General features: G+C 40.1%; 26 protein-coding genes and 1 pseudogene. 14 read left to right on the top strand and 13 right to left on the bottom strand.

The features are described from left to right. The first annotated feature begins 363 nt into the window (after positions 1 to 363). The 13 genes from H0R92_RS02440 to H0R92_RS02500 all read left to right on the top strand — a co-directional run bounded on the left by H0R92_RS02440 (position 364) and on the right by H0R92_RS02500 (position 7,472). Positions 364 to 690 (top strand): hypothetical protein, encoded by a 327-nt coding sequence (locus H0R92_RS02440; RefSeq protein WP_432960812.1) that lies wholly within the window; start codon positions 364 to 366, stop codon positions 688 to 690. A 42-nt stretch (positions 691 to 732) separates the two neighbouring features. Then, positions 733 to 1,122 (top strand): hypothetical protein, encoded by a 390-nt coding sequence (locus tag H0R92_RS02445; RefSeq protein ID WP_432960814.1) that lies wholly within the window; start codon positions 733 to 735, stop codon positions 1,120 to 1,122. 12 nt (positions 1,123 to 1,134) lie between these two features. Beyond that, entirely contained in the window at positions 1,135 to 1,734 is a 600-nt protein-coding gene (locus H0R92_RS02450; RefSeq protein ID WP_432960816.1) for a hypothetical protein, read from the top strand. Beyond that, positions 1,731 to 2,240, top strand: coding sequence for a hypothetical protein (locus H0R92_RS02455; protein WP_432960818.1), 510 nt, complete (start codon positions 1,731 to 1,733; stop codon positions 2,238 to 2,240). Before H0R92_RS02450 ends, H0R92_RS02455 begins: the two co-directional genes overlap by 4 nt. A gap of 3 nt (positions 2,241 to 2,243) precedes the next feature. Beyond that, positions 2,244 to 2,681 (top strand): SMI1/KNR4 family protein, encoded by a 438-nt coding sequence (locus H0R92_RS02460; protein ID WP_253685719.1) that lies wholly within the window; start codon positions 2,244 to 2,246, stop codon positions 2,679 to 2,681. Positions 2,682 to 2,713: 32 nt separating this feature from the next. Further along, complete coding sequence (locus H0R92_RS02465; protein ID WP_432960820.1) at positions 2,714 to 3,043, top strand: hypothetical protein; 330 nt, start codon at positions 2,714 to 2,716, stop codon at positions 3,041 to 3,043. A 13-nt stretch (positions 3,044 to 3,056) separates the two neighbouring features. Next, a complete protein-coding gene (locus H0R92_RS02470; protein ID WP_432960822.1) occupies positions 3,057 to 3,494 on the top strand; it encodes an Imm12 family immunity protein in 438 nt (145 codons plus the stop codon). Between the two features lie 7 nt (positions 3,495 to 3,501). Further along, positions 3,502 to 4,236: a hypothetical protein gene (locus H0R92_RS02475; RefSeq protein WP_432960824.1), complete on the top strand. Its 735-nt coding sequence runs from the start codon at positions 3,502 to 3,504 to the stop codon at positions 4,234 to 4,236. 40 nt (positions 4,237 to 4,276) lie between these two features. Next, a complete protein-coding gene (locus tag H0R92_RS02480) occupies positions 4,277 to 4,579 on the top strand; it encodes a hypothetical protein (RefSeq protein WP_253685711.1) in 303 nt (100 codons plus the stop codon). Position 4,580: 1 nt separating this feature from the next. Beyond that, a complete protein-coding gene (locus H0R92_RS02485) occupies positions 4,581 to 5,141 on the top strand; it encodes a hypothetical protein (RefSeq protein WP_432960826.1) in 561 nt (186 codons plus the stop codon). Positions 5,142 to 5,159: 18 nt separating this feature from the next. Then, the gene (locus H0R92_RS02490) at positions 5,160 to 5,438 is read left to right on the top strand and encodes a hypothetical protein (RefSeq protein WP_432960828.1); all 279 of its coding nucleotides are present in this window, start codon (positions 5,160 to 5,162) and stop codon (positions 5,436 to 5,438) included. Positions 5,439 to 5,488: 50 nt separating this feature from the next. After that, positions 5,489 to 6,421, top strand: coding sequence for an alpha/beta hydrolase (locus H0R92_RS02495; protein WP_432960830.1), 933 nt, complete (start codon positions 5,489 to 5,491; stop codon positions 6,419 to 6,421). 106 nt (positions 6,422 to 6,527) lie between these two features. Then, positions 6,528 to 7,472 carry a helix-turn-helix domain-containing protein gene (locus tag H0R92_RS02500; protein ID WP_432960832.1) on the top strand — a complete coding sequence of 315 codons (945 nt, stop codon included), beginning with the start codon at positions 6,528 to 6,530 and terminating at the stop codon, positions 7,470 to 7,472. Positions 7,473 to 7,801: 329 nt separating this feature from the next. On the opposite strand, the pseudogene H0R92_RS02505 reads toward H0R92_RS02500, so the two are convergent. From H0R92_RS02505 to H0R92_RS02530, 6 genes and pseudogenes are all read right to left on the bottom strand, one after another. Further along, positions 7,802 to 8,131: pseudogene (locus tag H0R92_RS02505) on the bottom strand (nucleoid-associated protein); the annotation flags it as partial. 78 nt (positions 8,132 to 8,209) lie between these two features. Further along, positions 8,210 to 9,256 carry an SIR2 family protein gene (locus H0R92_RS02510; protein ID WP_432960834.1) on the bottom strand — a complete coding sequence of 349 codons (1,047 nt, stop codon included), beginning with the start codon at positions 9,254 to 9,256 and terminating at the stop codon, positions 8,210 to 8,212. A gap of 9 nt (positions 9,257 to 9,265) precedes the next feature. Continuing rightward, positions 9,266 to 11,134 (bottom strand): Piwi domain-containing protein, encoded by a 1,869-nt coding sequence (locus tag H0R92_RS02515; protein WP_432960836.1) that lies wholly within the window; start codon positions 11,132 to 11,134, stop codon positions 9,266 to 9,268. Positions 11,135 to 11,151: 17 nt separating this feature from the next. Continuing rightward, positions 11,152 to 11,460 (bottom strand): hypothetical protein, encoded by a 309-nt coding sequence (locus H0R92_RS02520; RefSeq protein WP_432960838.1) that lies wholly within the window; start codon positions 11,458 to 11,460, stop codon positions 11,152 to 11,154. A 224-nt stretch (positions 11,461 to 11,684) separates the two neighbouring features. Beyond that, positions 11,685 to 13,430, bottom strand: coding sequence for an ABC transporter ATP-binding protein (locus H0R92_RS02525; protein WP_432960843.1), 1,746 nt, complete (start codon positions 13,428 to 13,430; stop codon positions 11,685 to 11,687). Continuing rightward, on the bottom strand, positions 13,424 to 15,187 hold the full coding sequence (locus H0R92_RS02530; RefSeq protein ID WP_432960845.1) for an ABC transporter ATP-binding protein: 1,764 nt from the start codon (positions 15,185 to 15,187) through the stop codon (positions 13,424 to 13,426). The genes H0R92_RS02525 and H0R92_RS02530 overlap by 7 nt, the downstream gene beginning before the upstream one ends. A gap of 235 nt (positions 15,188 to 15,422) precedes the next feature. On the opposite strand from H0R92_RS02530, the gene H0R92_RS02535 reads away from it, so the two are divergent. Next, positions 15,423 to 17,591 (top strand): C25 family cysteine peptidase, encoded by a 2,169-nt coding sequence (locus H0R92_RS02535; protein WP_432960847.1) that lies wholly within the window; start codon positions 15,423 to 15,425, stop codon positions 17,589 to 17,591. A gap of 356 nt (positions 17,592 to 17,947) precedes the next feature. On the opposite strand, the gene H0R92_RS02540 is transcribed toward H0R92_RS02535, so the two are convergent. The 7 genes from H0R92_RS02540 to H0R92_RS02570 all read right to left on the bottom strand — a co-directional run bounded on the left by H0R92_RS02540 (position 17,948) and on the right by H0R92_RS02570 (position 25,362). Next, complete coding sequence (locus H0R92_RS02540) at positions 17,948 to 18,808, bottom strand: Rpn family recombination-promoting nuclease/putative transposase (RefSeq protein WP_432960849.1); 861 nt, start codon at positions 18,806 to 18,808, stop codon at positions 17,948 to 17,950. 53 nt (positions 18,809 to 18,861) lie between these two features. Beyond that, a complete protein-coding gene (locus H0R92_RS02545; protein ID WP_432960851.1) occupies positions 18,862 to 19,737 on the bottom strand; it encodes a helix-turn-helix domain-containing protein in 876 nt (291 codons plus the stop codon). Positions 19,738 to 19,846: 109 nt separating this feature from the next. After that, positions 19,847 to 20,665, bottom strand: coding sequence for a ParA family protein (locus tag H0R92_RS02550; RefSeq protein ID WP_432960853.1), 819 nt, complete (start codon positions 20,663 to 20,665; stop codon positions 19,847 to 19,849). Between the two features lie 58 nt (positions 20,666 to 20,723). Then, positions 20,724 to 22,190, bottom strand: a complete 1,467-nt coding sequence (locus tag H0R92_RS02555; RefSeq protein ID WP_432960855.1) for a M81 family metallopeptidase — start codon at positions 22,188 to 22,190, stop codon at positions 20,724 to 20,726. 58 nt (positions 22,191 to 22,248) lie between these two features. Then, positions 22,249 to 23,094, bottom strand: coding sequence for a carbohydrate ABC transporter permease (locus H0R92_RS02560; RefSeq protein ID WP_432960857.1), 846 nt, complete (start codon positions 23,092 to 23,094; stop codon positions 22,249 to 22,251). A gap of 12 nt (positions 23,095 to 23,106) precedes the next feature. Continuing rightward, positions 23,107 to 23,985 (bottom strand): carbohydrate ABC transporter permease, encoded by an 879-nt coding sequence (locus tag H0R92_RS02565; protein WP_432960859.1) that lies wholly within the window; start codon positions 23,983 to 23,985, stop codon positions 23,107 to 23,109. A 69-nt stretch (positions 23,986 to 24,054) separates the two neighbouring features. Then, positions 24,055 to 25,362 (bottom strand): ABC transporter substrate-binding protein, encoded by a 1,308-nt coding sequence (locus tag H0R92_RS02570; protein ID WP_432960861.1) that lies wholly within the window; start codon positions 25,360 to 25,362, stop codon positions 24,055 to 24,057. Between the last annotated feature and the right edge of the window lie 19 nt (positions 25,363 to 25,381).

The following is a 25,381-nucleotide window of genomic DNA, read 5'->3' on the forward strand; positions in this document are numbered from 1 at the left end:
ACAGTACTACTCCGGCGATGATGTTTGGGATAATTTCGTGGAAATAGCAAAAAAAAAGTTGGCTCTGCAGGGTTTAATACAGACAAATCTATTTTAGATAAACTAAAAAGAAAACTAAAAGATAATGATGATATAGCTTATGTTGCTTACTATCTATTCTACAATGATAGCATTAATTGGATAGAAAAAAGAATCCCTGCTTTAGATAATCTAATGCCGATAGAGTGTCTCGCATCTAAAGAATTAACTAATAGATTACGAGAGGTTCTATTAAGAACTCCCCTCTGATTAATGGGAAAATTTATTTTTAAATAAACTTATCAAAAATCAAATACTACGATATAATTAAAAAAAGGTCTTGATATGATAAATGAAATTTATAAGAGGATTGGACAACGAATTTCGGATTCGATTAAAGAAAAATGGGTTAATGCTGTTTTGCAGATTGAATATATAGGGGCGGTAAAATGCTTTTTGCAATATAAAAAACCGGACGGCACAGCCGGCAACATAGCCTTAGTTGACAGTTTTAAAAATATGAGAGACATAAAAGATTTGCACAAAATAATGACAGAAGGCGGAAAAGCTAAATGGAATAAAGCTGTTTTTTATTTAAACGCTGACGGTTCATTCAATATGGAATTTGAATGGGATCAAAAATTGCAAGATGAGATAGAAAGATTATCTTAAAAGACTTGCAATAGTCTGTTTGCAGCACAGTTTGGAAGAATTATGGCAAAAATAAAAGATATATTTTCATATTCTTCGCGCTGGGATAGCATCGGGCTTAGCTGTGCAGGATGTAAATATTTTCAAGGACCGACCCAATGGCCTGATACAGATAAGCAAAGCAGATGTGAGCTGCACAATATTTCATTAGCCGTGCAAATAGGCAAAAGCGGCTATATGACAGGCGAATGGTTTTGTTCTTCGTTTGAAGGACGAGCAGATGAGCGGGCATATAAAGAGTTTTTATCGTTAAAACCAAACCTTAAAAAAGATGTCCTATACGGCGGCTACGGCAAGGATGGAAATCTGAAAGAAGTAGATCTGAATAAACTGAAAATTAAAACATCGATGGTAGAAAATATCAACGCTATATTACATCATATAAAATCGTAAGGAAAAAAATAAATGAAGACAACACTTTTCCCGAATTGGACATTGGATGAAACAGATAACACGGGGGCAATTTCGGAATACTTTCATAATGAAAAAATGCCTTTCACTGAAGAGATTATGATTAATTGCCTGAAAATAAAGCGTAATAAATACGAAATCTATTGGGCTGTTTTGGCTCTGCGTATGATAGGAACACAGAAATCAATTCAATATTTAAAAGAAGTTACCACTTATAAAAATTTAGATGTTCAGGGTGCAAGTATTTTAACGATTGCTCACTTAGCTGAGGGTTCTGAAAATGAATTTTTAGCGAGCCTCTTGTTAAATCAGGATTTCAAAGCAAAGTGGTATGCAGTTGTTGCCTTTAATCACAAACCCGACGGCAAAGCTGTTCCTTATGCAGCTGAGTACGGTTTTAAAACAATCAAAAGCTCAAAAAATAAACCTGAAGCGGGTTCTTTAATAGTTGAGTATCTTGCAAGATTTGCACCGGAAAATGAACAGGCAAAAAAGATATTCGCAAGGATAAACAAAGATTTTGAAAATTTATCTTCTCAAGAAAAGGACGTATTCACAACAAATTTTCCGCATATTTTTAACGGCTTAATATGAATAAGATTGTAACTACAACAGTAATGGTAACTTTTACTCTTTTGATTTTTGCTGTAGACATGCTGTTGCTTACACGTTTCTTTACGCTGATAAAACAAAGAAGATACAATGATTCGGTCCCTCTTTGGGGCGGACTTCCGGATTTATTTCCCAAAATTGGGAATAAATATCTCAAAACTTTTTTGAACTACATCACGCTGAATATTGCGGTGTATATCATCGGGTACTATTTTCCAAGCAGATGGCCTGGTGCCAAAGCTCTTAGATTTTCTTTTGATGTTGTTATCGAAGGGTATAGATTTTTAACAGCATTTATAATAACAAACCTTTTTTTAGCTATTAGCCGGCTCACAAGAAAAATTAAAATTCGAGAAAATAAAGTTTCATCAAAGATTTACTACATTGAACTTATTATCATTCCCATCATTGTTATTCTTTCCCTTTATTTTTTTAACACTGTTTTTAAAGTGCTTACAAGGTATTATTTTGAATTATCTATGGAGTAAAGTATGGAACAAAAATTGATAAAACGGCTGCAAATATTTTTCGATAGACACCCTTCACTAAGGGGAAAGCCTGCCGATATTGAGCAAATTACCGCTGCCGAACAAGAACTTAATATAAAGCTCGATGAGGACTATAAGGAATTTATAAAACTTTTCGGAGGAGCTTATGCGGGTTTGGCGATACACGCTTTTGAAAATGGAGAATCCATAGGCAAAGAAACAATTATTGAATTAACCCGTTATGCCAGGAAATTATTTAATGATATAAAACTGTTCCCTGAAATAAATACAAGTCTTGTGATTGCAGATGACGGTTCGGGGAATCCGATAGCGATTGAAGCTGACGGAAGCGTTGTTTTATTTGATCTCGACATAGAAAAAAAGCGGGTTATTGCCTGTTCATTTGAGCATCTCATTGAACAAAATTTTGAAGAGTGGTAAAAAATGATAAAATAAAAACGAGGTGGGAAAATATGGGAATAGGAATAACGCCTGAAATGGCGGTCTTAGCAACTCCTTTTTTATTGGGATTGTTTTTACTGGTAACAATAGGTGCAAAGAAATTTGCAACAAAAGAAAACCCTAACGGACTGATGACAAAAAAAGGCAGGATTGCCTCTGCAATAGTTTTGTCCGTTTCGATTGCCGTTTCCGCACTGTGGTGGTATTTAGTTTACGGCAAGGGCAGCGGCGGTGCTGAGGTTAAAGGCGCCTTAATCACGATAGGTATAACCGAAGTGAGCCTTTGGGCATGCGTATTGATTATTGCTGCAGTGTTTAAACTTAAAAATAAAAGAAAATGATATCGAGCAATATATGGAATTTTTTTTGAGTGCTGCAATCGGCGGAGAAATTACGGCTGAGGTTGACGGAGCAAAAATCATTCATTCATTGATAATAAAGATGAGAAAATCTTTAAAAGAACATTTTGAAAAATCTTCTTTTGAAGGTCTTAATAAGATAAAAATCAGTGTGTATATCGGCGGAGATGTTTCCTCTTATTGTGAAAAAACCGGCATTAGCGTAAACCGGTATTTCCGTACAAAAAAAGAATATACGGCAGAGTTTTGTATCGACAAAAATTATTGGAATTTAGAACCCCTTCTTCCGATAAAAAAGAAATTTATTTTGATTATGGAAAATTTATTGATAAACTCAGGTGAACTGATCGAAAAAAAACTTAAAGCAGACGGCTGCAATTTTGACTGCAAACTATTTAAAGAAATTATGATTAAAAGTTTAGCGGAGATATAAAAAGAATATGATAAAATATTCAAAAGAAGCATTAGATGAAGCATTACTGCAAGCTCAAAGCAACGATATTAGTATGAGAACAAAAGGAATAAGGTTTTTAAGACAAGCCTCTTGTTTGGAAGTCGGCACGAAAAATACATATCCGATAAGGGATTGGTTTTCAGAAGCTGCTAATTATACAAAGCTGTTTGAAATAATACAATCAGAAAAAGATCCGAAGCTGTTATGGGAATATCTATTTTTGATAAAAATGTATTGTGAGCGTTATATTGATTCGGCTCATTTAGTAAAAAATTCTGAAACCTTTATTGCAAAAAAAGAAAACATGGAATTCAAAATAAAAGCTTGCAAACTCGGAGAATTATTTTTGGTACACCAAGATGCTTCAGTAAGGCAGGCTGCAACAAGTTTGCTTTGGTACTTAAAGAAAACTTCCGAAGTTTGGCCGATAATCATAGAGCTTATGCAGAAAAAACACGATTATATAACACTTTCTCATATCGGCATAATGATTTGCAATTGCTTTTCACTTTTGAATGACGATAGAACTATTACGGATTATTTAGGAAATATCGTAGCAAAGAAAAATCTTATTTCGCTAAAAGATGCGGCAGCTTTAAAGGATGCCGTATCACTTGCATTGGAAAAAGCTCCGGCAGCCGCAAAAAAAGCCGGCTTTAATTCCGTTTCTGAAACACTTGACAATATAATTGCAGAGCTTACAAAAATCAATAAAAAATGATAGAATAGACATAAGATGCTTATTTTAGCAGGAGATAAATATGAACGGAGAATTATACCTAAAAAAAGGATTGCTTCAACTAAACAAGAAATTGTATGATGAAGCCTTGGAAACTTTGAATAAGGTTATCGAAATGGATGATGATCTTGCCAGTGTGGTATCTGCAAAATGTATTTTGGGTGAATATTATTTTATTCATCAAAACTATGAAAAAGCAAAAGAATTTTTATCATGGATTTGCGATATGCAGGATGAACTTGAAGAAGAGTTTGACGATTTACTTTCAGAAGAAATTGACACTGCCTATGTGTTGATGGAGTTAATTGAAAAATATAATCTGTAATATGAAAAATAATTCTTATATTCACAACTTAAAAATAGATGATGTTCCTTGGAATCGTCTTCCTACAACTTATGCAAGAGCAACTCTGTTTCCTCAATATTTTGAAGTATTGGATAATATGCAGGAATCGGATAAAATAGAAAAAGCATTAGATGAAGCATTACTGCAAGCTCAAAGCAACGATATCAATATGAGAACAAAAGGAATAAGGTTTTTAAGACAAGCCTCTTGTTTGGAAACCGGCACGAAAAATACATATCCGATAAGGGATTGGTTTTCAGAAGCCGTTAATTATACAAAGCTGTTTGAAATAATACAATCAGAAAAAGATCCGAAGCTGTTATGGGAATATTTATTTTTGATAAAAATATATTGTGAGCGTTATATTGATTCGGCTCATTCAGTAAAAAATTCTGAAACCTTTATCTCAAAAAAAGAAAACATGGAATTCAAAATAAAGGCCTGCAAACTCGGAGAATTATTTTTAGTGCATCAGGATGCTTCAGTAAGGCAGGCTGCAACAAGTTTGCTTTGGTACTTAAAGAAAACTTCCGAAGTTTAGCCGGTAATTATAGAACTTATGCAGAAAAAACGGGATTATATAACGCTTTCTCATATCGGAATAATGATTCGCAGTTGTTATTCACTTTTAAATAATGATGAAATTATTACGGATTATTTAGGAAATATCGTAGCAAAGAAAAATCTTATTTCGCTAAAAGATGCGGCAGCTTTAAAGGAAGCCGCAGCGCTTGCATTGGAAAAAGCCCCGGCAGCCGCAAAAAAAGCCGGCTTTAATTCCGTTTCTGAAGCACTTGACAATATAATTATAGAGCTTACAAAAACCGCTAAAAAATGATAGAATATAAACCGTAAAAAAGGCGGTCAAATCTTTTTTGGAGGCGGGCTATGCATACGGGCATTGATTTTTGGAAGAATTACATGGATAGGTGGTTCGGAAATGAGTTAATAGCCGAGTGGAATAAAAACGTAAAAATCGAAGAGATACAATCAATTAACGGCCCGATACATATTGAAGTGTATAAAACCGATAACATCAATAATCCTACTCTGGTGTTTTCGCACGGTATTGCAGGGTATGCCCGTCTGTTACTCCCCTTTTTGATGCCCTTATATAAATTAGGATATAACATCATTGCGCCGGACTTAGAGGGGTACGGCTATAATAAACGTGTAAAAGGGAACTTTACCTGGAACGAACATTTAGTAAATCTAAAAGATACGGTTGAATATGCGAGAAAAAACTTTACCGGGAAAGTATTTCTCGGAGGAGCCAGTATGGGCGGCCCCTTAGCTTATGCTTGCGATGCAAGATATAATCTCGCCGACGGGTTAATATGCTGGTGTCTATGGGATTTTTCCGATAAAGAATTTATGTGCAAAGAAACGAATACGAAAAAAATGACCTTTGTTCTATTGCCGATATGTAAGCTCTTATCAAAACTCATCGGAAAAATCAGGCTGAAGACATATGCTTTTATATCGTATGATACATTAACCGATGACAAAGCATTTAATGATTTAGTCAAAATCGATCCGCACGCCGGAACATTGATAAGCTTTAGAGGAATTGTCAGTTTATTAACGCAATCAAAACCGGACATTCTTCATAATGCGTATAATAAGCCTGTGTTATTATGCCAACCGAACGAAGATAAAATGACACCGGTGTATTACATGAAAAAAACATTTGACAACATTAAATGTAAAGATAAAAAATATGTTGATTTTCCCGGTCCGCATTTTCCCGTAAAAAAGGAAACATACCGGAAATGGGCAAAAGAGGTAGATGCTTTTATAAAAGAAATACAGCGGACATGAGGATGCAACCTAATCCTCTATTCGGTACAAAAGCAGGTTAAGAGGATTACTCAGCATAAAAATCCGGCCTTGTCCGCCGCAGCATTCCATTGAGGAGCATTACATTATGCAAAAAAACTATCACGCTTTTTTATCATATACAAACTCGGTTATCGTAAAAAAGGATAATCCGTATCCCCATTTTAAAACCTACGCCTTTTCTTCCGAAATAGGAAGAGGTTCTCTGGCACTGTATGATGTCGGCTCCTATGCTCATATTTGCATTGCAGACCATCTGTACTACCGCGATTTTAAGTATACGTTACGAACGGAGGAAGGCATTTATTTTCAGCAATACGATTCCATCGCTTCCGACACAACATATCCTTCAGGCAGAGTGTATGCCGGAATGCAATATCTTGAGCACTACACAAAGGCCGAAACGGTTCAGTATGTTATCAAAAAAGAAACACCTGCGCGCGTTATCGGAGTCCACTTAACGCCTGAATATTACGGCGCCTATTTAAAAGATAGCTTCGGCATTACCCAAGAAGCATTTTGCGCAAAAATCGCACTTCTTCCCAAAGAAAACTATATACCGGAAATTTCTTTTATCCTAAATCAAATACAGAAATTTTCGGGAACTGCAGCAAGTGCAAAACTTTTTTTTAAAAGCAAAACGGACGAAATCGCCGCCCTCCTTTTACAAAAAACCGAAACCCTGCAAGAGGCGAAACACACCGTTACCGCTTCGGACCATGCGGCAATTATGCAAACGGCTGAATACATACGGAACAACGTACACAAAAAACTTCCGCTTGAAACGCTCGCAAAAATGTCGTACATGGGCCCCTCAAAATTTAAGTATGTGTTCAAAGCCGTTACCGGTTTTTCCCTCACCGATTACATTTTTAATAAAAAGATGGAAGCCGCCTGCGATATGCTTCTTAACACACACCTGTATGCTGCAAATATCGCCCAACGCCTCGGCTACCGCAACACCGGCTATTTTTCCGCCCGCTTTAAAGAATACTCCGGAATGCCCCCCAATGAGTATAGGAAGAAAAGGTAGCTTACTCTTCTTCGCTGTAATACACCTTGTAAAACTTACCTTTTTTATCCGTACCTTGTTCAATGTTTTGGCGGTTACCTGAAACAACGATTTGTATTTTTTTATCGAGTTGAATAACCTACCTGCCAAGGATGGCGAAGCTTTCCAACATCAGCGATGTTTGAGGCGAAGCCGCAAACTCGCCGTTAATTATTGTACAGGGAGGTACAATAATTGACATTTTTTCAGAGCTGCTCCGGAAACCTGAAATTGATTGTCTACTGAAATACCGCTTTCATCTTCGCTATGTTTTTTATACTGCCGGAATTTTTCAATTTTCTCCGGCTCACTCATAACTTCGTTGGTAAAATCGTCGATATCGAAATCGTCTTTTTCTTAAAAAAATCTAAAGATTTATTTAAAAGGTCAATTTGGTCGGCTTTTGAAACCTCAAATTCTTTAGGTAATTCTTGTGTAATAAAGTTTTTTGCTAAGGTCATAAGGTTTTGTGTATTGGTATACGCATTTTTCCGGCGGCGGACATGCAAAAAATCATCAATCCAATAACGGGTTTCAACTCCTTTTCCGACATTATCTACTACCGCAACCACATAACCTGTTTCCCGTTCCTTGTTAAAAATAAGACAGCCCTTATCCAGTTTTTTAATATTGATGCCTTTTTCGCTTTGTAATAAGCATTATTCAGTATTTTGTACAAATATATCCCTTCAAAAGGGACTATTTTAAATATATTTTAATTAAAATGGAACGTTATCTGATTCGACATACTTTTCTATTTCTTGACATGTTATAGAATCTAACCAAGTTTTTGCAGTTTCGGGAATAAAGGTTATTCGTTCTGCTATATCTTTATTTAATTTTTCTATTCTATTTTTTTCTGATTTTTCATCTTTCATGGGCGAAATAGAAATAATCTGCTTTTTTTTATCTTTTTTTAGCGATTGAGCAATAATACCATTAATATGCTCATCATTAAAGCTATACCCAATACAAAATATCGCTTTTGTATTATTCTCCAATGTCTTTTTTCTAAATACATTAACCAAAAATAAAAAAGGATCTAAATACTGTAACTTATAAGCAGTTCCAAAAATTATCGCAGTTTCTTCAGGTAAAATTTTTCCAGATTCTTCCACTTCCCCTGTATTCGTTTTTTTCCAATCAATAGAACCATGTAATTTATACAACCTGATTGGTTCTTTAATATTTACTTCAGCATCTAAATTTTCCCAATTCCATAAATGATCTGATCCAAAACCCCGTTGAACATTTGATTTACCGATAGCATTTTCAAGACATAAATCATAATTTAATGAAAAAATAGAAATAGGATAATTATACTCTTGTTGCAATCTGTAGAAATTTTTGTAATAATCATGGTCTTCTGTATGTTCACATTTTGTCCAATCAGTACAAAGTTTTTCAAGTATATGAGATTTAAGTTTTTTTATACTATCGAATTTATTACCGCAAACTTCATTTAATCGTGGAATCCATGAACCAATAAAAGGATATAAGGGATGTTCATAACTTTTCAGTAATTCGTCCATTGTATTTACAAGTGTTTCTATATTAACTACATTTGATGAGAAGTTTCCTGTTATTCCTGCTGCATTAATTATTCCACTTTTTATACAATAGTATAAATCCTTATACTGTTTCCAATTTTCATTAGTTAATACTAAATCTTCAACATATTCAATCATTTTTGAAGAAATGGGTATTTTTGCATCGTAACTAGCTCCAGCCCCCAATAAAAAAATAAAACTATCAGATTGCAACATATATGCCTCTTATAAAAACCAAGGAGTTAGGTTTTCAATATTTATTTGCTCTAAATTATATTTGTCAAAAGCTGAAATAAAGTGACTAATTAACTCAGCATATAACAAAGAGATAGGTATTGACTTTGCATTAAACCCTCTCCAGTTTGCTCCGGATAAATTTATAGCATCTTGTAAATAATTATTAATTTTTTCTGAATTTATATCACTTGGATAATCAACACTGATTTTTATAGGAGCACCTATCCTATGACGAATGGTATATTGACCATACTGTTGACCTTCAAACCAAATAAGATATTTTGAATATGACAAACTGACTTCTGAACTTTCAAGAGGAACTAAACTATTAAAGGATTTATCAAAGCATAAATAATTATGATTATCATCAAATCGTAAAATGGCTAATGTTATATCTCTTTGATGTTTGATTTCATCAAGTGTTTTTTTAATTGTTTTTATATCTTTGTTGCTCATTCTGAAGGATGTATGAATAACAAAAGTATTATATTCATTTGTATAATTATTAACTATGTCTTTTAATGATTTTGATAAGTTATCAGCATAATCATCTTTATTGTTCGTATTTGCCAATATTTTTATTCCTTTGAATAATCCAGTTGTATCTGTTAAAATCGAATATGAGAAAAATTTTTGAATATTAGAATTTTGATCTCTTTGGTATGTCTGACCGATCCCTATAATCAAGCAATTTGAAGTTTTAGGGGTTACCACCCACGGACTTCCGCCAAGTTTTGAAAATATCTGAATTGCTAAACTGGATATAGCCCATTTTAATATATTATCATTAGTAATTTTATTAATACTAATAAATTGACTTGGCATTTTATTTGTTAGAAAAAGGTGTTTTAATTTGTAATATAATTCTTTTTGTTCTTCTGATGCATTTTCTTTAGACCACGGTACTATCAAAATAGGTACTATGAAATTAAGCGGATGTTCTTCTTTTATTTTTTTTATGATTTCTTTTATAGATTCGACAGAGTAATTTTCAACCGATTTTCCGGTAACTGTATTTTCATTTAATGGAAAATGAAACATTTTTTCCATTCCTGAAAATGTAGAGAATGTCTTACCTTCCAATGCAAAATATAATTTATGAGCATAATTTTTTTCATTACTTATGTAGATAAAACAAATTTTAGGAGATGGTTGTATTATATCAATAGGTATATATGGCCCGAATTTTTTAATTCCTTGAAACTGAGAATTTTCTATCTGTGAATTTCTAAATTGATATTGTTTTGTTTGTAAAGTATTAGATACAATAGTTTCGAAAGTATTTTCAACTAAAATATCATTAAAAGAAAATATTGAAGAAAAATTTTTCTTGATAAAATTATTTATTTTTTGATACTTATCAATATAATAGTTTTTATTTTCGTTACCGTTAATATCTAAAGATAGACTTTTTATTTGAACTTCTTTAGAAAATCCAACTCCTTTATTTTTAATAAACCTGTAATTTAAAATAAATCCAAACTTTTTTTTAGAATTTAAATAAGTTGGTGCTACTGTAATTACTTCCTGCCCTAATTCATCATCCCTACATAATTCTATATCAACATGATAATTAAATTTTTCAAAAGCATAAAATCTAATATTATGCTTTCTACAATTATCTTGAAGTAGATTGAATAAATACCATTTCGTCAATTCTGTATTATCAAATGAAACATATTCTTTCTTTTCAAAATCTGTATATTCATTATACGAGACTCCAAATATTTCATTATTTATTCTTGTAAAGTATAAAGATGAGTTTTTCTCATATTGTTTATAACTTTTAGAATATAGATGAAATCTAAAATCTGAATTTTTAAGAGTTAAAATATTTATCTGTAAGTCTTTTTCCATTATGTCCCCCCCTACAACTATTTCTCTAATATCATTTTTTTCTTATCAGCACAAGCGGATAGTACCGATTTTGCTGTGGTGATGGCGGCTTCGTAGGTTTCGATTTTCTGTAGTGCAATACGCTGCTCTTCAATAGGAGCTGCTTGCACAGTAAGAAGCCGTAAAACGCAGCAATGATCGGTCGGATAAAACGGTGTATTTGTTTCACCGGAACAATCAACTCGAATTCCGCAATTATGTTTTTCAAAATGCTTTGTAAAACTTGAATCCGATTGAGAAAACCCGAGAGCTTTTAATACGTTCCGAAGATTAGATTTTGTTATCATGCTTCTATATGTTTAATCCTTATAAAATATCTAACTTCTACATTATAGCCGTTTTACACAAAAAATAAAGAGGGGATAAAATGAAATCGGATAAAAAAGGACAGGGGACTGTTATTCCAAGCAATAGCGATGTTTTGTCAATTTCAGCAGCGGCATGGACACCCCGGTTCTCGGCAGAATCGAGTTTACTTCGTAAACTCGCAGTCCGGGAATTGACAGGAGCGTTAATTTTCGGACAGTTCCCACAATTCCCTATACCGCCCGTCTTCTCCTATAAGGCTGTCATGTGTGCCGCGCCGGACGATAGAGCCGTTTTCGAGGACGAGGATTTGATCGGCATGGCGGAGTGCTGCAAGATTGTGGGCAATCATAATGACGGTTTTGTCTTTGAGCAGCTCCTGTAAGGCAGCGTGTATTTTCGCTTCGTTTTCGGAATCGACATTGGCGGTTACTTCGTCCAAAAGCACAATCGGGGCGTTTTTAAGGAGGGCGCGGGCAATCGAAATGCGCTGTTTTTCTCCGCCTGAAAGCCGCAAGCCCGCTTCGCCGATAACCGTATCGTAGCCCTTTTCGCTTTGCATAATAAAATCGGTACAGCCCGCACGCTCTGCCGCCTGATACACTTCTTCCAAAGGAGCGTCTTCCCGCCCGAGCCGGATATTATTCAAAATTGTGTCGTTGAACAAAAACACATCCTGAAACACAAATGAAATATTGTGTAAAAGGTTTTCGTAATCAAGCTCCTTAATATCGATGCCGCCGATTGTTATCCTCCCGCTCTTTATCTCCCAAAAGCGGGCAAGCACATTCATAATCGTCGTCTTGCCGCTGCCCGAAAGCCCTGTCAAAGCGATCATCGTTTTTTCGGGAACGGAAAAATTGATGTTGTGCAGCACCTCTTTTTCGGCGTAGGCAAAAGACACCTCATCAAATTGAATATCGAAGGCGTGCGGCTTTTCAGGATTAAGACGCTGCGTTCCCGAAAGCTCCTCCATTTCAGGCACCGCTTTAATGGTATTCATGCGGTCGATTGACTGTTGAGTCATTTTAGCAAAGATACTGAAAATCCCCATTCCTTCAATGCCGCTAAATAAACTGAAAGAAGCGGTCATCAGTAAAAAGATTTGTGCAAAAGAAAGTTCACTCTTTAAAAAAAGCAGGGCGGAAGAAAAAATTATTCCCGCCGTAACAAGACGCAGGCAAAATTGAAAAAGAGATAAGACGGGGATATGGGCAAGTTCGGTGCGGACGGAAAAGTCCCGCAAGTTTTTTACCGCTTCAGCCGTTTTTGAAAAACGCTTTTCCGCCATGTTGTATATTTTAAGCACATGCAGGGCATTGATAAATTCGATAATATCGGCGGTAACTTTTCCGATAAATTCCTGCCGGTTTATTTTCAACGTATCCTGCAATGTTGATAATTTTTTGTACATGAACCACACCGGAATAAACAAAAAAACGGTGAGCAAAAAGATGCGGTAATCGAAGACGAGTAAGACAGCAAAACCGATAATACAAAGCGGAATGCCGGCGGCGATTTTTTCGATAACGGTGATACCTTCAATTTCCAAAAAAGCCGCATCGGAGGTAACAACCGAAACCAAGTCGCCTGAGTTTTTTTCGTTCAGAAAGCCGAGCGGAACCTTGCGTAACCGCTCGCCTAAGTTTTTGCGTTCGCGGCACAGTGCCTTATAGCCTGCCCCGCTGCGGAAACGGAGCGTAACATATCGCAGCACAATTCTGATACAAACCGCAGCCGCCATCAAAGCGATGTAGCGGTACATCATGCGGGTATCAAGGACACTTGAGGCTGCGGGATTAAAAAGCGGTATGCCGTTTACGATTTTAAAAGCGGTAATAAAAGGCACTATAATAAAAAAGCCGTCGATAAAACTCAACACCGCCGAAAAAACAATTTCCTTTTTTTGATTTTGCATAAGAGCCAAAAATGCCCATACCGTTTTTAACATAGCTTTCCTCCCCACAGTCTTTTATATACTTCCGAGTTTTCCAAGAGTTCGGTGTGGGTGCCTTGAGCGTGTACCCTGCCTTTTTCCATGACGATAATCGAATCGCTTTCTTTGACGGTGGAAAGGTTATGATCGATGGTGATGACGGTTTTGTTTTTACACAGCTCCCGTAACGAAAGTTGAAGCTGTCTGCGATTTTCAGCGTCGGTGTGGCTCACCGCTTCGTCCAAAATCAGTACGGGTGCATTCCGCAAGACGGCGCGGGCAATGATAATGCGCTGACGCTGCCCGCCTGAAAGTTTTGTTCCCTCGTTTCCCGCAAAAGAGTTCCAACCGTTTTCAAGCTTTTCGATAAACTCCGTGCATTGCGCAAGGCGGGCGGCTTCTTTTACTTCCTTGTCGGAGGCGGCGGGGTTTCCCACGCGGATATTTTCCAAAATACTCATATTGAATAAAAAGGTGTCCTGCGTAACATAGTTGACGTGTTCCATTAATTGCGCAAGCGGTATATTCTTGTAATCGACACCGCCGATGGTAATGGAGCCGCTTGAAACGTCCCAAAAGCGGGCAATTAAATTGGCAATCGTGGACTTCCCCGAACCGGAATGCCCGACAATCGCCGTCTTTTTCCCTTCTTTAATGGTAAGCGACACGTTGTGCAGCACGTTAGGCACACTGCGTTTATCCGCTTTGCAGTCATTATCGGCAGCCGTCATTTCATCATAAGAAAAACACACGGTATCAAAGACAATTTCATTATGAGCAATCTCCGGACAGGCGGCGGCTTCTTCCAATTCGGGGGCGGACAGTACTTCTTCAATCATTTTTTTGCCGTTTTTTATGTGATAGAAATTATCCATAAACTCGGTAAACTTTAAAAGAGAAGAGCCTAAGCCCTCCGCAATGATAACGGCAAAAAGATAGAGCGGAGCGTCAATCGAACCGGAAGTAAAAAGCAGCCCGCCGACTGAAAGCACGCTCACCGTAATCGACGACAAAAGCACAAAGGCGGGGGAACTTACAAAATGCATTTTGTTGTACAGCCTTAAAGTCGAAACTTCGTAACGGTCGATGGAATCTTCAAACCGAGAATATGCCTTTGCTTCGGTACCGAATATTTTAATTTCCTTATTGCCGCGGATATATTCGATAACCCTGCCGTTCATGTTTTCGAGGGCGGCATAATAGGTGTTTACAAAATCGTTCATAATGCCGACATACATCGGAAGATACAAAAGCAGGGTTACGGCAGCCGGTACCAGCACGGCAAGGGCAAGCCGCCAATCAGATGCAAAGAGGAGCGCGGTAATGCTCACGGGAATAAGTACGTTTGATGTCGTTTCAGGCAAGGCATGAGCCAGGGGAAACTCAAGGCGCTCGATACCGTCAATGAGCAGACTGTGAAAATACCCCGCCCCCTTGTTCCGCGTAAAGCCGAGCGGCATGCGTATCATCTTTTCGGTAATTGCAAGTCTGATTTTTTCCAAAACGGAAAAAGCGGTTTTATGTGAAACCGCCGTCGATATGCTGTGCAGCACCGGCTGAGCGGCAAAAGCGGCAATGATTACCGCTGCATACCCCGACACTTCGGCGATAGAAGTTTCGCCCTTTGCCAAGCGCATGAGGAGGCGGTGCACCGTGATATACGGAATCATACCGCAGCCTACCCCCAGTACCGCAAGTACCACCGACACCGCATACGCCGGCACATTCGGCACGATAAAATCTTTAAACCTTGTTTTTTGACCCTGTTTCATTGGAAGATTTTACAATAGAGCTTCAGTTTTGTCTTAAAAAGCGATAAAAGATTGGCTTAAAGTGACAGGTTTTAGCCGGAAAAAGCAGCCGATAAAAAAATACCGCGGGGCAGCTTGACGATAGCATAAAATATATGCTCAAATAATATTGAATCTATTGCAAATTTTACTTATTTTATAAGCAGCACAAAAAAGTGCGTAATGAATAAAAATCAATTAGGAAAAGAAGCGGATTATGAGTACATTAAGAGTTTCGATTTTCGTTTTATTGGCAGCCTTACTTTTTAGCTGCAACAATCCTGTAATACCGGTACAGCCTTCTACAGGCAACACTGCCGAAAATAAGCCCGGCCCCAAAGAACCGCAAGAAACTCCTCAGCCGCAGGGTAAAGAAGATACGGTACCCGATACGGTGAACCCCATAAAGCCCAATGATGTAAGGCAAGGGATTTCGCACCTTGTTATTGTATCCGCCCCGCTTTTTACGGACTCCCCTATTTTAAAAACATACAGAGAGCATAAAATAAAGCAAGGCCATGAAGTAACTCTTATAGCTGCCGAGGGAAAGAGTGCGGAAGCAATCCGGCAAGAATTAAAAACCTTTTACAAAACGCTTAACGGAAAGATGATGGCGGTATTACTGGTAGGAGACCATATTTCATCCCATACCTCCGGTACTGCGGGATATGTGCCGGCATTTGAAAGCACTGTGTATAAAAAGAAGCACCCCACCGATTACTATTACGGTGAATACGACGGAAACTACGGCAGCTATGACGGCAAAACAGGTGAGTATAACGACGCATGGCTTCAAGAAGCTCCGGTCGGGAGGTTTTGCGTATCGACTCTCGAAGAGCTTCAAGCATGTATAGATAAAACAATGTACATGGAAGAAAAAATAAGGGAAGGAGAAGCGTCGGTTACACGTGTTATCCGCACTTCCGATAATGTAAACGGAGTTCAAACAGGAACTATCGGAAACTACTTATCTTCCTATCCCGAATTAACGGTAGAGCCGGTATCGATTCATTTCCCGAATCGGGTAAGCGCACGCATTAACGAAGGGGCCGGTTTTGTTGTGTACACGGGACACGGTTTAAGGGACAGCTGGCTGGGTAAGTTTACAACCGCTCATGCAGGCAATTTAACCAATAAAGTCTATCCTATCGTTATTGCTTCTACCTGCCTTTCAGGTTCATATCAATACTATTCACTCGGCGAAGCTTTTATGAATAAAGATAGCGGCGGAGCCGTTGCCTATATCGGAGCTTCGGCGGAATCCTATGCCGACTATAACATAGTAATGACGTGCGGAAATAAAGACAGCTTCAATACGGAGAAGCCGGGAATAGTAGGCTCTCTTTATTACAGTGCAGACACGGATAAAGCATATCGCTCACGTACCATCGGGAAAGCCTTACAGGCAGGGCACCGTGCAATGTACCGTTTCGGTCACGGCTCCGCTTCCAACAGTGTCGGCGATAAAACAAAATATTCCGTAGAAATCTACAATCTTTTAGGCGACCCCACCTATATGCCCTATACACAAACACCGAAAGCACTCACATTTACGTTTGAAAATGATAAGGGCATTGAAGCGGGACGCAATTTTGTAGTGCAAACCGCCCCCGAAGCGCAAATCGCCGTTACACGAAAAACAGCGGAGGGAATAAAAATCATCGCGGCAGGTTATGCAAACGAAGACGGTAAAGCGGTGCTGCCCATTCCCGATACCGTTGAGGCAGGCGATGCCGATTTATATGCAATAGCTTCGAATTATATCGGCAGTTCGCAAAAAATAAAAATACGGGAAAATTCGGGAATAAAAGGCAGCATTGCGGCACTAAAGCGCATTAGCGTCGGTAATAAGTCTATTGATGTAACCGAGGATAAAAGTGCATATTCGGTATCGGTCGCCTATGAAGAAAATCCTGTAAAAGTGTCGGCGGAAACAATCGATCCTGCCGCACGTGTTAGCGGTGAAGGAACATATCATCTTAATGCCGGCTTAAATACGCTTAAAATCACGGTAACGGCGGAAGACGGTGTTACCGTAAACCGGTATACCCTTACAATGGAGCGTAAAGAAACAACCAAAAGTAAGGACGCAAGTTTGAAATCGGTAAGGGTAACCGTTAATGGGGAAGAAAAGGTACTGGAGCCTTCAGCCGAATCTTCATACCTTTACGACATTCAAATTGCCCCGGATGTAAAGCGTATACACGTAAAAGCCGTTCCTACAAGCAGTACGGCTTCATGCAAAATCGAAGGTGATGATGTAGATATTCCTATCGTTGAAGGGTATCCGTATTACTATCCGATATCCGTCTACGTTACTCCCGAATTCAGCGAAGCGGGTACAAAAACATATACGATACGGGTGTATAAAACGGATGCAAGATGAGAAAACGGAAAGGTATATTGACGCTATGTGAGCCGCACGCTTGCACCCGTACACGGATGTATGCTAAAGCTTTAGGTAACCAGTTTTACGCAAAGCGTAAAACTGGAGTTAAAGAGCGGACAGGATGTCCCCTTTGCAACCCGTATTCCCCATAGCTTTTACAACCTGCACACGGATGTGCAGAAAAGCTTTAGGTAACAAGTTTTGCGAAGCAAAACTTAAGTTAAAAAGGGAACAGGACGTTCCCTTTTTAAACATTATATCCGATTTCTCCTAAAAAAACAACTTTTCGGGAAAGTTTTTGTAATTTGTTTTAAGGGAGGGAAAAATGCCGAAAGGACGAATTTTGTACTTTGCTACAGTTCGGCTATTTCCGCTTCCGAAAGCCCGGTAACCTGTATTATTTTTTGACTGGAATCTCCGAGCTGCTTTAATATGCGTGCCGTTTCAAGCGCTTTTTGCCGGGCGCCTTCCTCTAAAGCTATTTCACGTTCTTCTTCTCTTTGAACCGCTATATCGGTTGCGTAATCGTATTCCGCCAATAACATATTCATTACCTCCCGCGATTTGCGTTCCAAGTACTCTTTAAGTATATCATTATTTATACATTCCTGTACAGCTTTTTCAAAGCCTTTTTCCCTGTCAAGCTTGAGGTGTTTTCGCACTGTGTCTACAAATAAACTGTACTGGGCAAGCGGTTTGCACTGCTCAAGAATTGTATGTGCTTTATCCTGATTGATATTCACCACTTCGACAATGAGTTCAAGGTTCGGTTGTGAGCCGGCCGTCATAAAAGCGTCGGAAAGTTTTAGCGTTTTATATTCCGGAAAATCTTCTTCACCGTTGTAAAAGACATAGAACTCGGGAGTAGGAATTTTAACCAAACGGCGCAAATACTTATCGCGCGGATTTTGTATCTGCTCATACAAGCGTACTACATACTCCAAAAAACGGAACGGCATATTCAAGTTGACGGTCGATTGATGTTCCGCAAGTACAATGATTTTATTATCTACAAGGAAAGACACATCGTTGTAAAAGTTCATATACAGGATTTGCTCCAGTCTGATGTGACGCAGCTCACAGTCAAGCGGCAGCTGTGTTCCGTGCAATGCGTTGTATAAACTGATAAAGTTTGCTTTTGCCGACTTGTCCGCCCCGAAAAAGTCGGCAAACACCGAGTCCTTATAGGTTCGTTTGGGCTTAGCCTTTGTCATACTTCACCTCCACCTATATATATAGGTGGAGAATGACAAAAAAAACAGACTTTTTACGGAAAAAAGCGGAATAATTTTACTAAAATTGAAGCGGGAACAGAGGGAAGCTGTTCTTCTATGAAGCGGATTATTTCTTCTTTTGATGTGTGTTCGGTAAGCCTGAAAGCGGCTTCAACATTTTCTCCGATAGATACGGGACCGTAAGCGGCGCCCCCGGCGGCAAACACCTTTCCCGCGGCAAGGCCCCCGAATGCGCCCATGCCCAAGGCACAGCCGCCGAAAGCGATACCGCCTATCGAAAGACCGCCCAAGCTGACGCCTCCTACAGCCACACCGCCGAGGGCAAGCAGCAATCCGATTGAAAGGCCGCCGAAGGAAAAGAGTCCCAATGAAATGCCTCCCAGCGCGACAAGGCCGAATGCAATATTCCCGATTGCAATAATCCCGCGGGCACATTGGGCGCCGTCTCCCGTGTGTATGTGCACAAGGGGAAGGTTTCCTATTTTAATTTTACTGACGTACTCGTATTCGTTTTTCAGGTAGACAGTAGAGCCGCTTCCGACCTTTAAGGTTTTTCCGCCGCTTACAATATTGATTGTGCCGGATACCGCCTCAGCGGCGGAAGACGATTCCGTGCCGGCTTTCGCACCCTCCGTAAAAAAATACGCTTTACCGTCTCCGCCACGGCGGCCGCCCCGGCGCTCAGGATAAAAAGCCTTGTTTTTTCCCTTAAAAGAAGGACGTACCAAGGCGTCAAGACTTATGCCGAATTCGTCGGCAATCGCGATAAGTTTGGGAATGTCGGGCATATTGATTCCGGCTTCCCATTTACTTACCGCTTGACGCGACACATCCAAGATTTCGGCAAGCTCTTCTTGCGAAAGAGCCCGTTGTTTGCGTAATTGTATAAGATTTTGTGCAAAGTTCATGTTCACCTCGTCTTTTAATCTTATACGCTTTTACGCTTTTGCACTACCAACTTAGCGGAGCAAATGCGCAACTTGGGGTTGCATAAGTGTAGATAAATACGGTAAAAAACTAAAATTCCTCAGGCTTATTAAAATGTCCGCCGTGTATTATTTGTGCAAGATTATATACGGAATTAAAAAGCTCCGGCTGTACGACAATCCCTTTCTCTACTTCAAAACTGCCGGTTTCGCGCAAAAACATATTTCTACGGGTATCGGTAATTGCACGCACAGCCGAAGTAAACGGAACAAAGGCTGAAGATACAACCGTTTGAAAGGATTGACAAAAACGGTCAATATATTCTTTTTCCGCAGCGGAAACATCATAGACTTCATTGCTTTTTTCATTGGCTGAGTATCCGTTGATACAAAGGCGGCAGTCATTTTTATTCATTACGATTTCATTGCTATCGCGGAAAAAACTTTCTGCAGAAAAATCGAAAAAACAGGGACGAACAGGTCGCACAATAAGGTCTGAAGCATTATACAAATGTAAAGCCGAAACATCGTATCCGGATTGCAAATCCATAAAAACAAAATCGTATTGACCGTTTAATTCGGCAAGCATGCCGGTTAAATGCTGTAACGGCAAATTACGTAATTCAACCGAATTGAACGGCGCAGGAATTATATCAACATGAAATTTATCGGTCAACAAAATATAATCGTCAAGTTTGTTATCCGGTTTGCTTAAGGCAAGACCGATATTTTTATAACCGACTGCTTGTTCTGTTTCAGCATTAAGATAATAAAAACTTACGGATTTATTCATCGTTATATCTATAACCAAAACACGAAAACCCGCGGCACTCAAACAATTTGCCGTCATAATAAGCAAAGAACTTTTACCCGTGCCGCCGTTCATACTTGCAAAACCGATACGTTTCATAATTCTTCCTGTATTTTTATCTCCCGCTGTAATATTCTACAACAGGATTATAAAAGCATCAAGCTTTCCAGTGCATATCCTTGTCCAAAGGATAGATCGGGCGGGGAAGTTCCTTATATTCCAAGCGCGAAAACACTTCGTTTGTACTGCCGTCGGTAAGGACGAGCATGGAGCGCTTTGCAATCGCCCTGATTTCCGGTTCAAGGTAGCCGAGTTTTACGACAATCGCCTTGCATTGTTCAGGCTCGACGCCCAAAGCCCGCATCATTTCCGGGTCGTAACAGCCGACGTGTTTACTTGTAACGATAACGTCTATTCCCTGCACATCGATAAGCGCCATATCGCTGTTTTGCGCGCCGGGCCATGCTTTACACAGCTTTTTTACGCGCGCCTTTACCGCTATCGGCGAGCTTTTTACCGTATCGAAGGCGGCGCCCAGCGTTCCTTCAACGATGCTGCCCTCGCCCGCTTTAAAGGCTGCTTCAACAAGGGCGGGGTCGTAAAAGGCTTGATAACACAAAGGCGGGTTAAGCGACGAAAGATAAGAATCGGCCATAATTTCTTTGAGGAAATTCGTTACGTCTTGGGAAGAGCCTGCCGTCGGGTTATCGCCGCTGTCGGAAAGCACTACAGGGTACACGCCTTCTTCTATGCTCAATTTCGTGTGCTTGAGGGCGTCGGCGATTTCGCGGGTTTCGTTGTAAAAACCGAATTCGCTTCTCGTATCCCAAAAAAGCTGCGCAAGCTCTTTTGCCTTTTTGCGCGCAAGCTCTCTGTCGCCGTCGGCTACAACCATAGCCGTTACCCCGTTGTCGGCCGTATCCGCCCAAGGGAAGCCGAGTAAATACGAAGCGGCCATAATGCCCCTTTCTTTTTCAACCTCGCGCAACACCGCTATAAGTTTTTTCATCGGCTCGACGCTTGTTTCGGACTGCTCGCCCGCAATTAAAAAGGGGATTTTTACCGCTTCCAAAACGGGTTTTGCTCCCTTTTCGAGGGTATCGATTGTCATACGGGCGGCATGAACGCCGGTTTCGTAGGTGTCGGTATGGGGCGCGCACTTATAACCTACATAGCCGTCGACATAGCGCAGCATTCTGTCCGAAATGGTCGCGTGCATATCGAGCGAAGATAAAATCGGAATATCGGGGCAGATTTTGCGTATATCTTCGAGTAAATCGCCTTCGGCCTCCCCTATACCGCGCACGCGCATGGAGCCGTGAAGCGAAAGACAGAGGGCGTCCAAGGGAAGCGCGTCTTTTACCGCCTGCAAAAACTCGGCTTTAAGTTTAAGATAATAGTCTTTGTCCCACTCGCCGTTCGGGACGGCGCGCGCAATCAGTGCGGGAAGCACTTCGTAGCCGGCTTCTTTAAGCGTTGCAATCGCTCCGCATACCGAACTTTGTCCCTTCGATTCAATCAATTCTTTTCCGCGGATAACCCAAATATCGTTTTCGCCGGTGGTAATCGGATTAAAGGTGTCCGATTCATGGTGCATTCCTCCGACAAGTACACGCTTTTTCATATAAAAACCTCCGATAAAAAGTCAAGCAATCGGCTCAAAGTTTTATGCTTTGCCGAGCCTACTCTTTTAAGGCGCCCTCGCCGAATCCTTTAATCAGCTGGGCATGAAACACAATATAAAATAAAATCATCGGCAATACACCGATAACCAACGAAGCGTACTGCAAACCGTAGTCGATGTTCAATCTGCCGGCAAACTGCGTAATCGCAACGGGAAGGCTCTTTAAGCCGACCTTTGTCGTAAACACAAAGACAAATAAAAACTCGTTCCAGTGTCTTAAAAAAGACAGAATAACCATGGTTGCAATCACGGGAACCGACAGGGGCATTATCATCATCCAAAATACATAGCGGTACTTTGCCCCGTCTATTTCGGCCGATTCGATAAGAGCGTTCGGGATTCCCCTCACATACGATATTGCAATCATAACCGACAGGGGCAAATCAAAGGCGATATAGGGAATAATAACGCCCAAGCGGGTATTGATAATTCCCAATTTTGCTTCAAGCTGAAACAGCGGAATGATTACCGCATGAACGCTTATCATTAAGCCCAAGGCAAAGGCCGAAGTAAAAAACTTTGCCGACTTAAACGGAAATTTGGTAAGCGCAAAGGCGGCCGCCATAGCTAAAAGCATGGTCGAAACGGTGGCGCTTATCGTATAAATAAAGCTGTTTACCAAGGCAATACCCAAATGCCCCTTTGCCCAGGATTCCGTATAGTTTGCAATGGTCGGTGCTTTGGGAAGGCCCAAGGGGTGAACCATAATTTCGGCATTAAGCTTAAATGAAGAATAAAAAAGCCATATTAACGGAAAAAGAGTTAAAACGGCAAAAAGCAGCATAAGAATATACGCGCTTAAGCGCCAAGCGTATGTACTTTGTCTAAGTGAAGTTGTTTTCATGTGCACACCGCCTTAATAGTCAAACCGTTTTGTTACCGCACGGCTTATAACTAAGGCAATAACGGTAAACACAATAATAATTACGGCAAGAGCGCTGCCGTAGCCGTAGTTTTGGAATACAAAGGTTGTATTATACATATATACGGCAATAACTTCCGTAAAATGAGCCGGCCCTCCGCCGGTCATTGAGTAAATCAAATCGAAACTTTTAAAACTGCCCGAAACGGCAAGAATCGTATTTATAAAAATAACGTGAGCGAGCATGGGAGCAATGAGGCGCATAAAAACGGTACCCTCTTTTGCGCCTTCAAGCTGAGCGGCTTCAATAACGCTGTAGGGTATGCGCTGCAAATTGGCTAAAAAGATAACCATATATAAACTCGTATGCTGCCATAACAGTACGAATAAAATAGGCACTATTGCAAAATACTGATGTTCGAATATCGTCATAATATAATCGGGATTTCCCGTTATATGCCTGACAATAGCCGGCACAATACCCACCGGAGAAAATATACGGTTCCACAACTGGGCGACGATAACCGATGAAATTGTTATGGGTAAAAAGATTAACACTTCAAACATATCGGCGCTTTTAACCATTTTGCGGTACAGCATATAGGCAAGTAACAGGCCCAAAGGAATTTGGCCGAACACCGAAATCAACACAATTGCAATATTATTGCGCAGTCCTATATAAAAAACAGGGTCGGTAAACATACGGATATAGTTGCCCAATCCGATAAATTCCATTTTCCCGTAGCCCTTCCATTTTGTAAAACTGAGATAAAAACTGAATAATACCGGAAAAATAATAATACCGATATATATGATAAAGGCGGGCAGTAAAAAAGAAAAATAACTTGCCCGTTTTTGCCCTATATAGGTCATTTGTCAACCGCCTGAATGTGATAAGGGGCTGCCTAAAAAGCAGGTTACTCTTTAGACAACCCCAATCGATTATTTTTTTCTGTTGCTGTCGTTTGCGGCAACCCATGCTTCGTATTCGTTTGCAAGCTGTGCCGGCGTTTTTTTGCCGATCATAACCGCTTGAATACCGGGGTTAAGCAAACCGTTTACGCCTTCGCCGTCCATCTTCGCATCGATAACATAACCCATCGTTTGGTTGTTGATAAGGTCGATGTATTGCTTGCTCAACGGGTCGATATTGAATTTTGCAAGGTCGAGCTTGTAGGTGGTAACGGTTCCGTGACGGGTAAGAATTTCGCATGCTTCTTTTCCGGAAACAAAGGAGATAAACTTCCATGCGGCATCGGCTTTTGCACCCTTCAGTTTTGCATTCATACCGAAGTTTTCACCGAGCGTTGCGGCACTTGAGCCCTTGGTAACTTCTCCGGCAACGGCGGGGAATGCGATAACCTGATACTGTTCAAAGTCTTCGGGTTTTGCCGATTTTTTGAGGGCGGAAATGCGCCAGCCGGCGTCCAACAAGTACACCGCTTTTCCTGCAACGAATTCGCCCCATGAAGCGGTACCTTCAAGCTGGTTTACTCCCGGAGGGAAGAGTTTTGCATCGGTCATCGTTTTAATAACGGTGATGGCGTCTACAAACTGCTTGTCGGAGAATTTAGCCGTACCGGCCATAGCTTTGTCGAACCATGCTTTGCCGGCCATACGGTCGGTAAGCATAGACAGCAATAAGGACTGTGCCTGCCACTGGCCCTTGTTTGCAAAGGCAAGCGGCGTTAAGCCTGCGGCACGGATAACCGGAACCTGTGCAATCATTTCATCGAGGGTTTTGGGCGTGGTTAAGCCGAGTTGTTTTTGCAGTTTGGGGTTTACATAAACGGCGGTACATACGGCCATGTTGGTGGAAATAATATAGATTTCACCGTTCGGGCCTTGCGGCTCCCAAATAGCGGGGTTGTAATTCTTTTTCAAATCGTCGGTAAGATAGGGACGCAAATCTTTTACCATGCCGCGGTCCAAAACGTAACCGGAGCGGGCGCCTGCATAGGTGGTAAATACGTCGGGAATATCGCCCGAAGCGGCCATTATCTGAAACTTGTCGTGAAAAGCTTCACCGTTTACATATTCAAACTCAAGCTTGATATTGGGATACTTTTTTTGGAAAGCTTCAACCGTTACGGGCCAATATGCGGATTGGGGGTTTGCAAGATCCATCTGCATGTATACCGAAAGGGTTACGGGTGCATTGGGGTCAGCGCTTTCTTCCTTTGTGCCGCCGCCGAAGGCAAGGGCGACAGCCAGACAGCATGCTGTCAAAACAGCAATACTCTTTTTCATTTTAATCCTCCTAAAATGA

The sequence above is a fragment of the Treponema sp. OMZ 840 genome, from assembly GCF_050937815.1.
GTDB lineage: Bacteria > Spirochaetota > Spirochaetia > Treponematales > Treponemataceae > Treponema_C.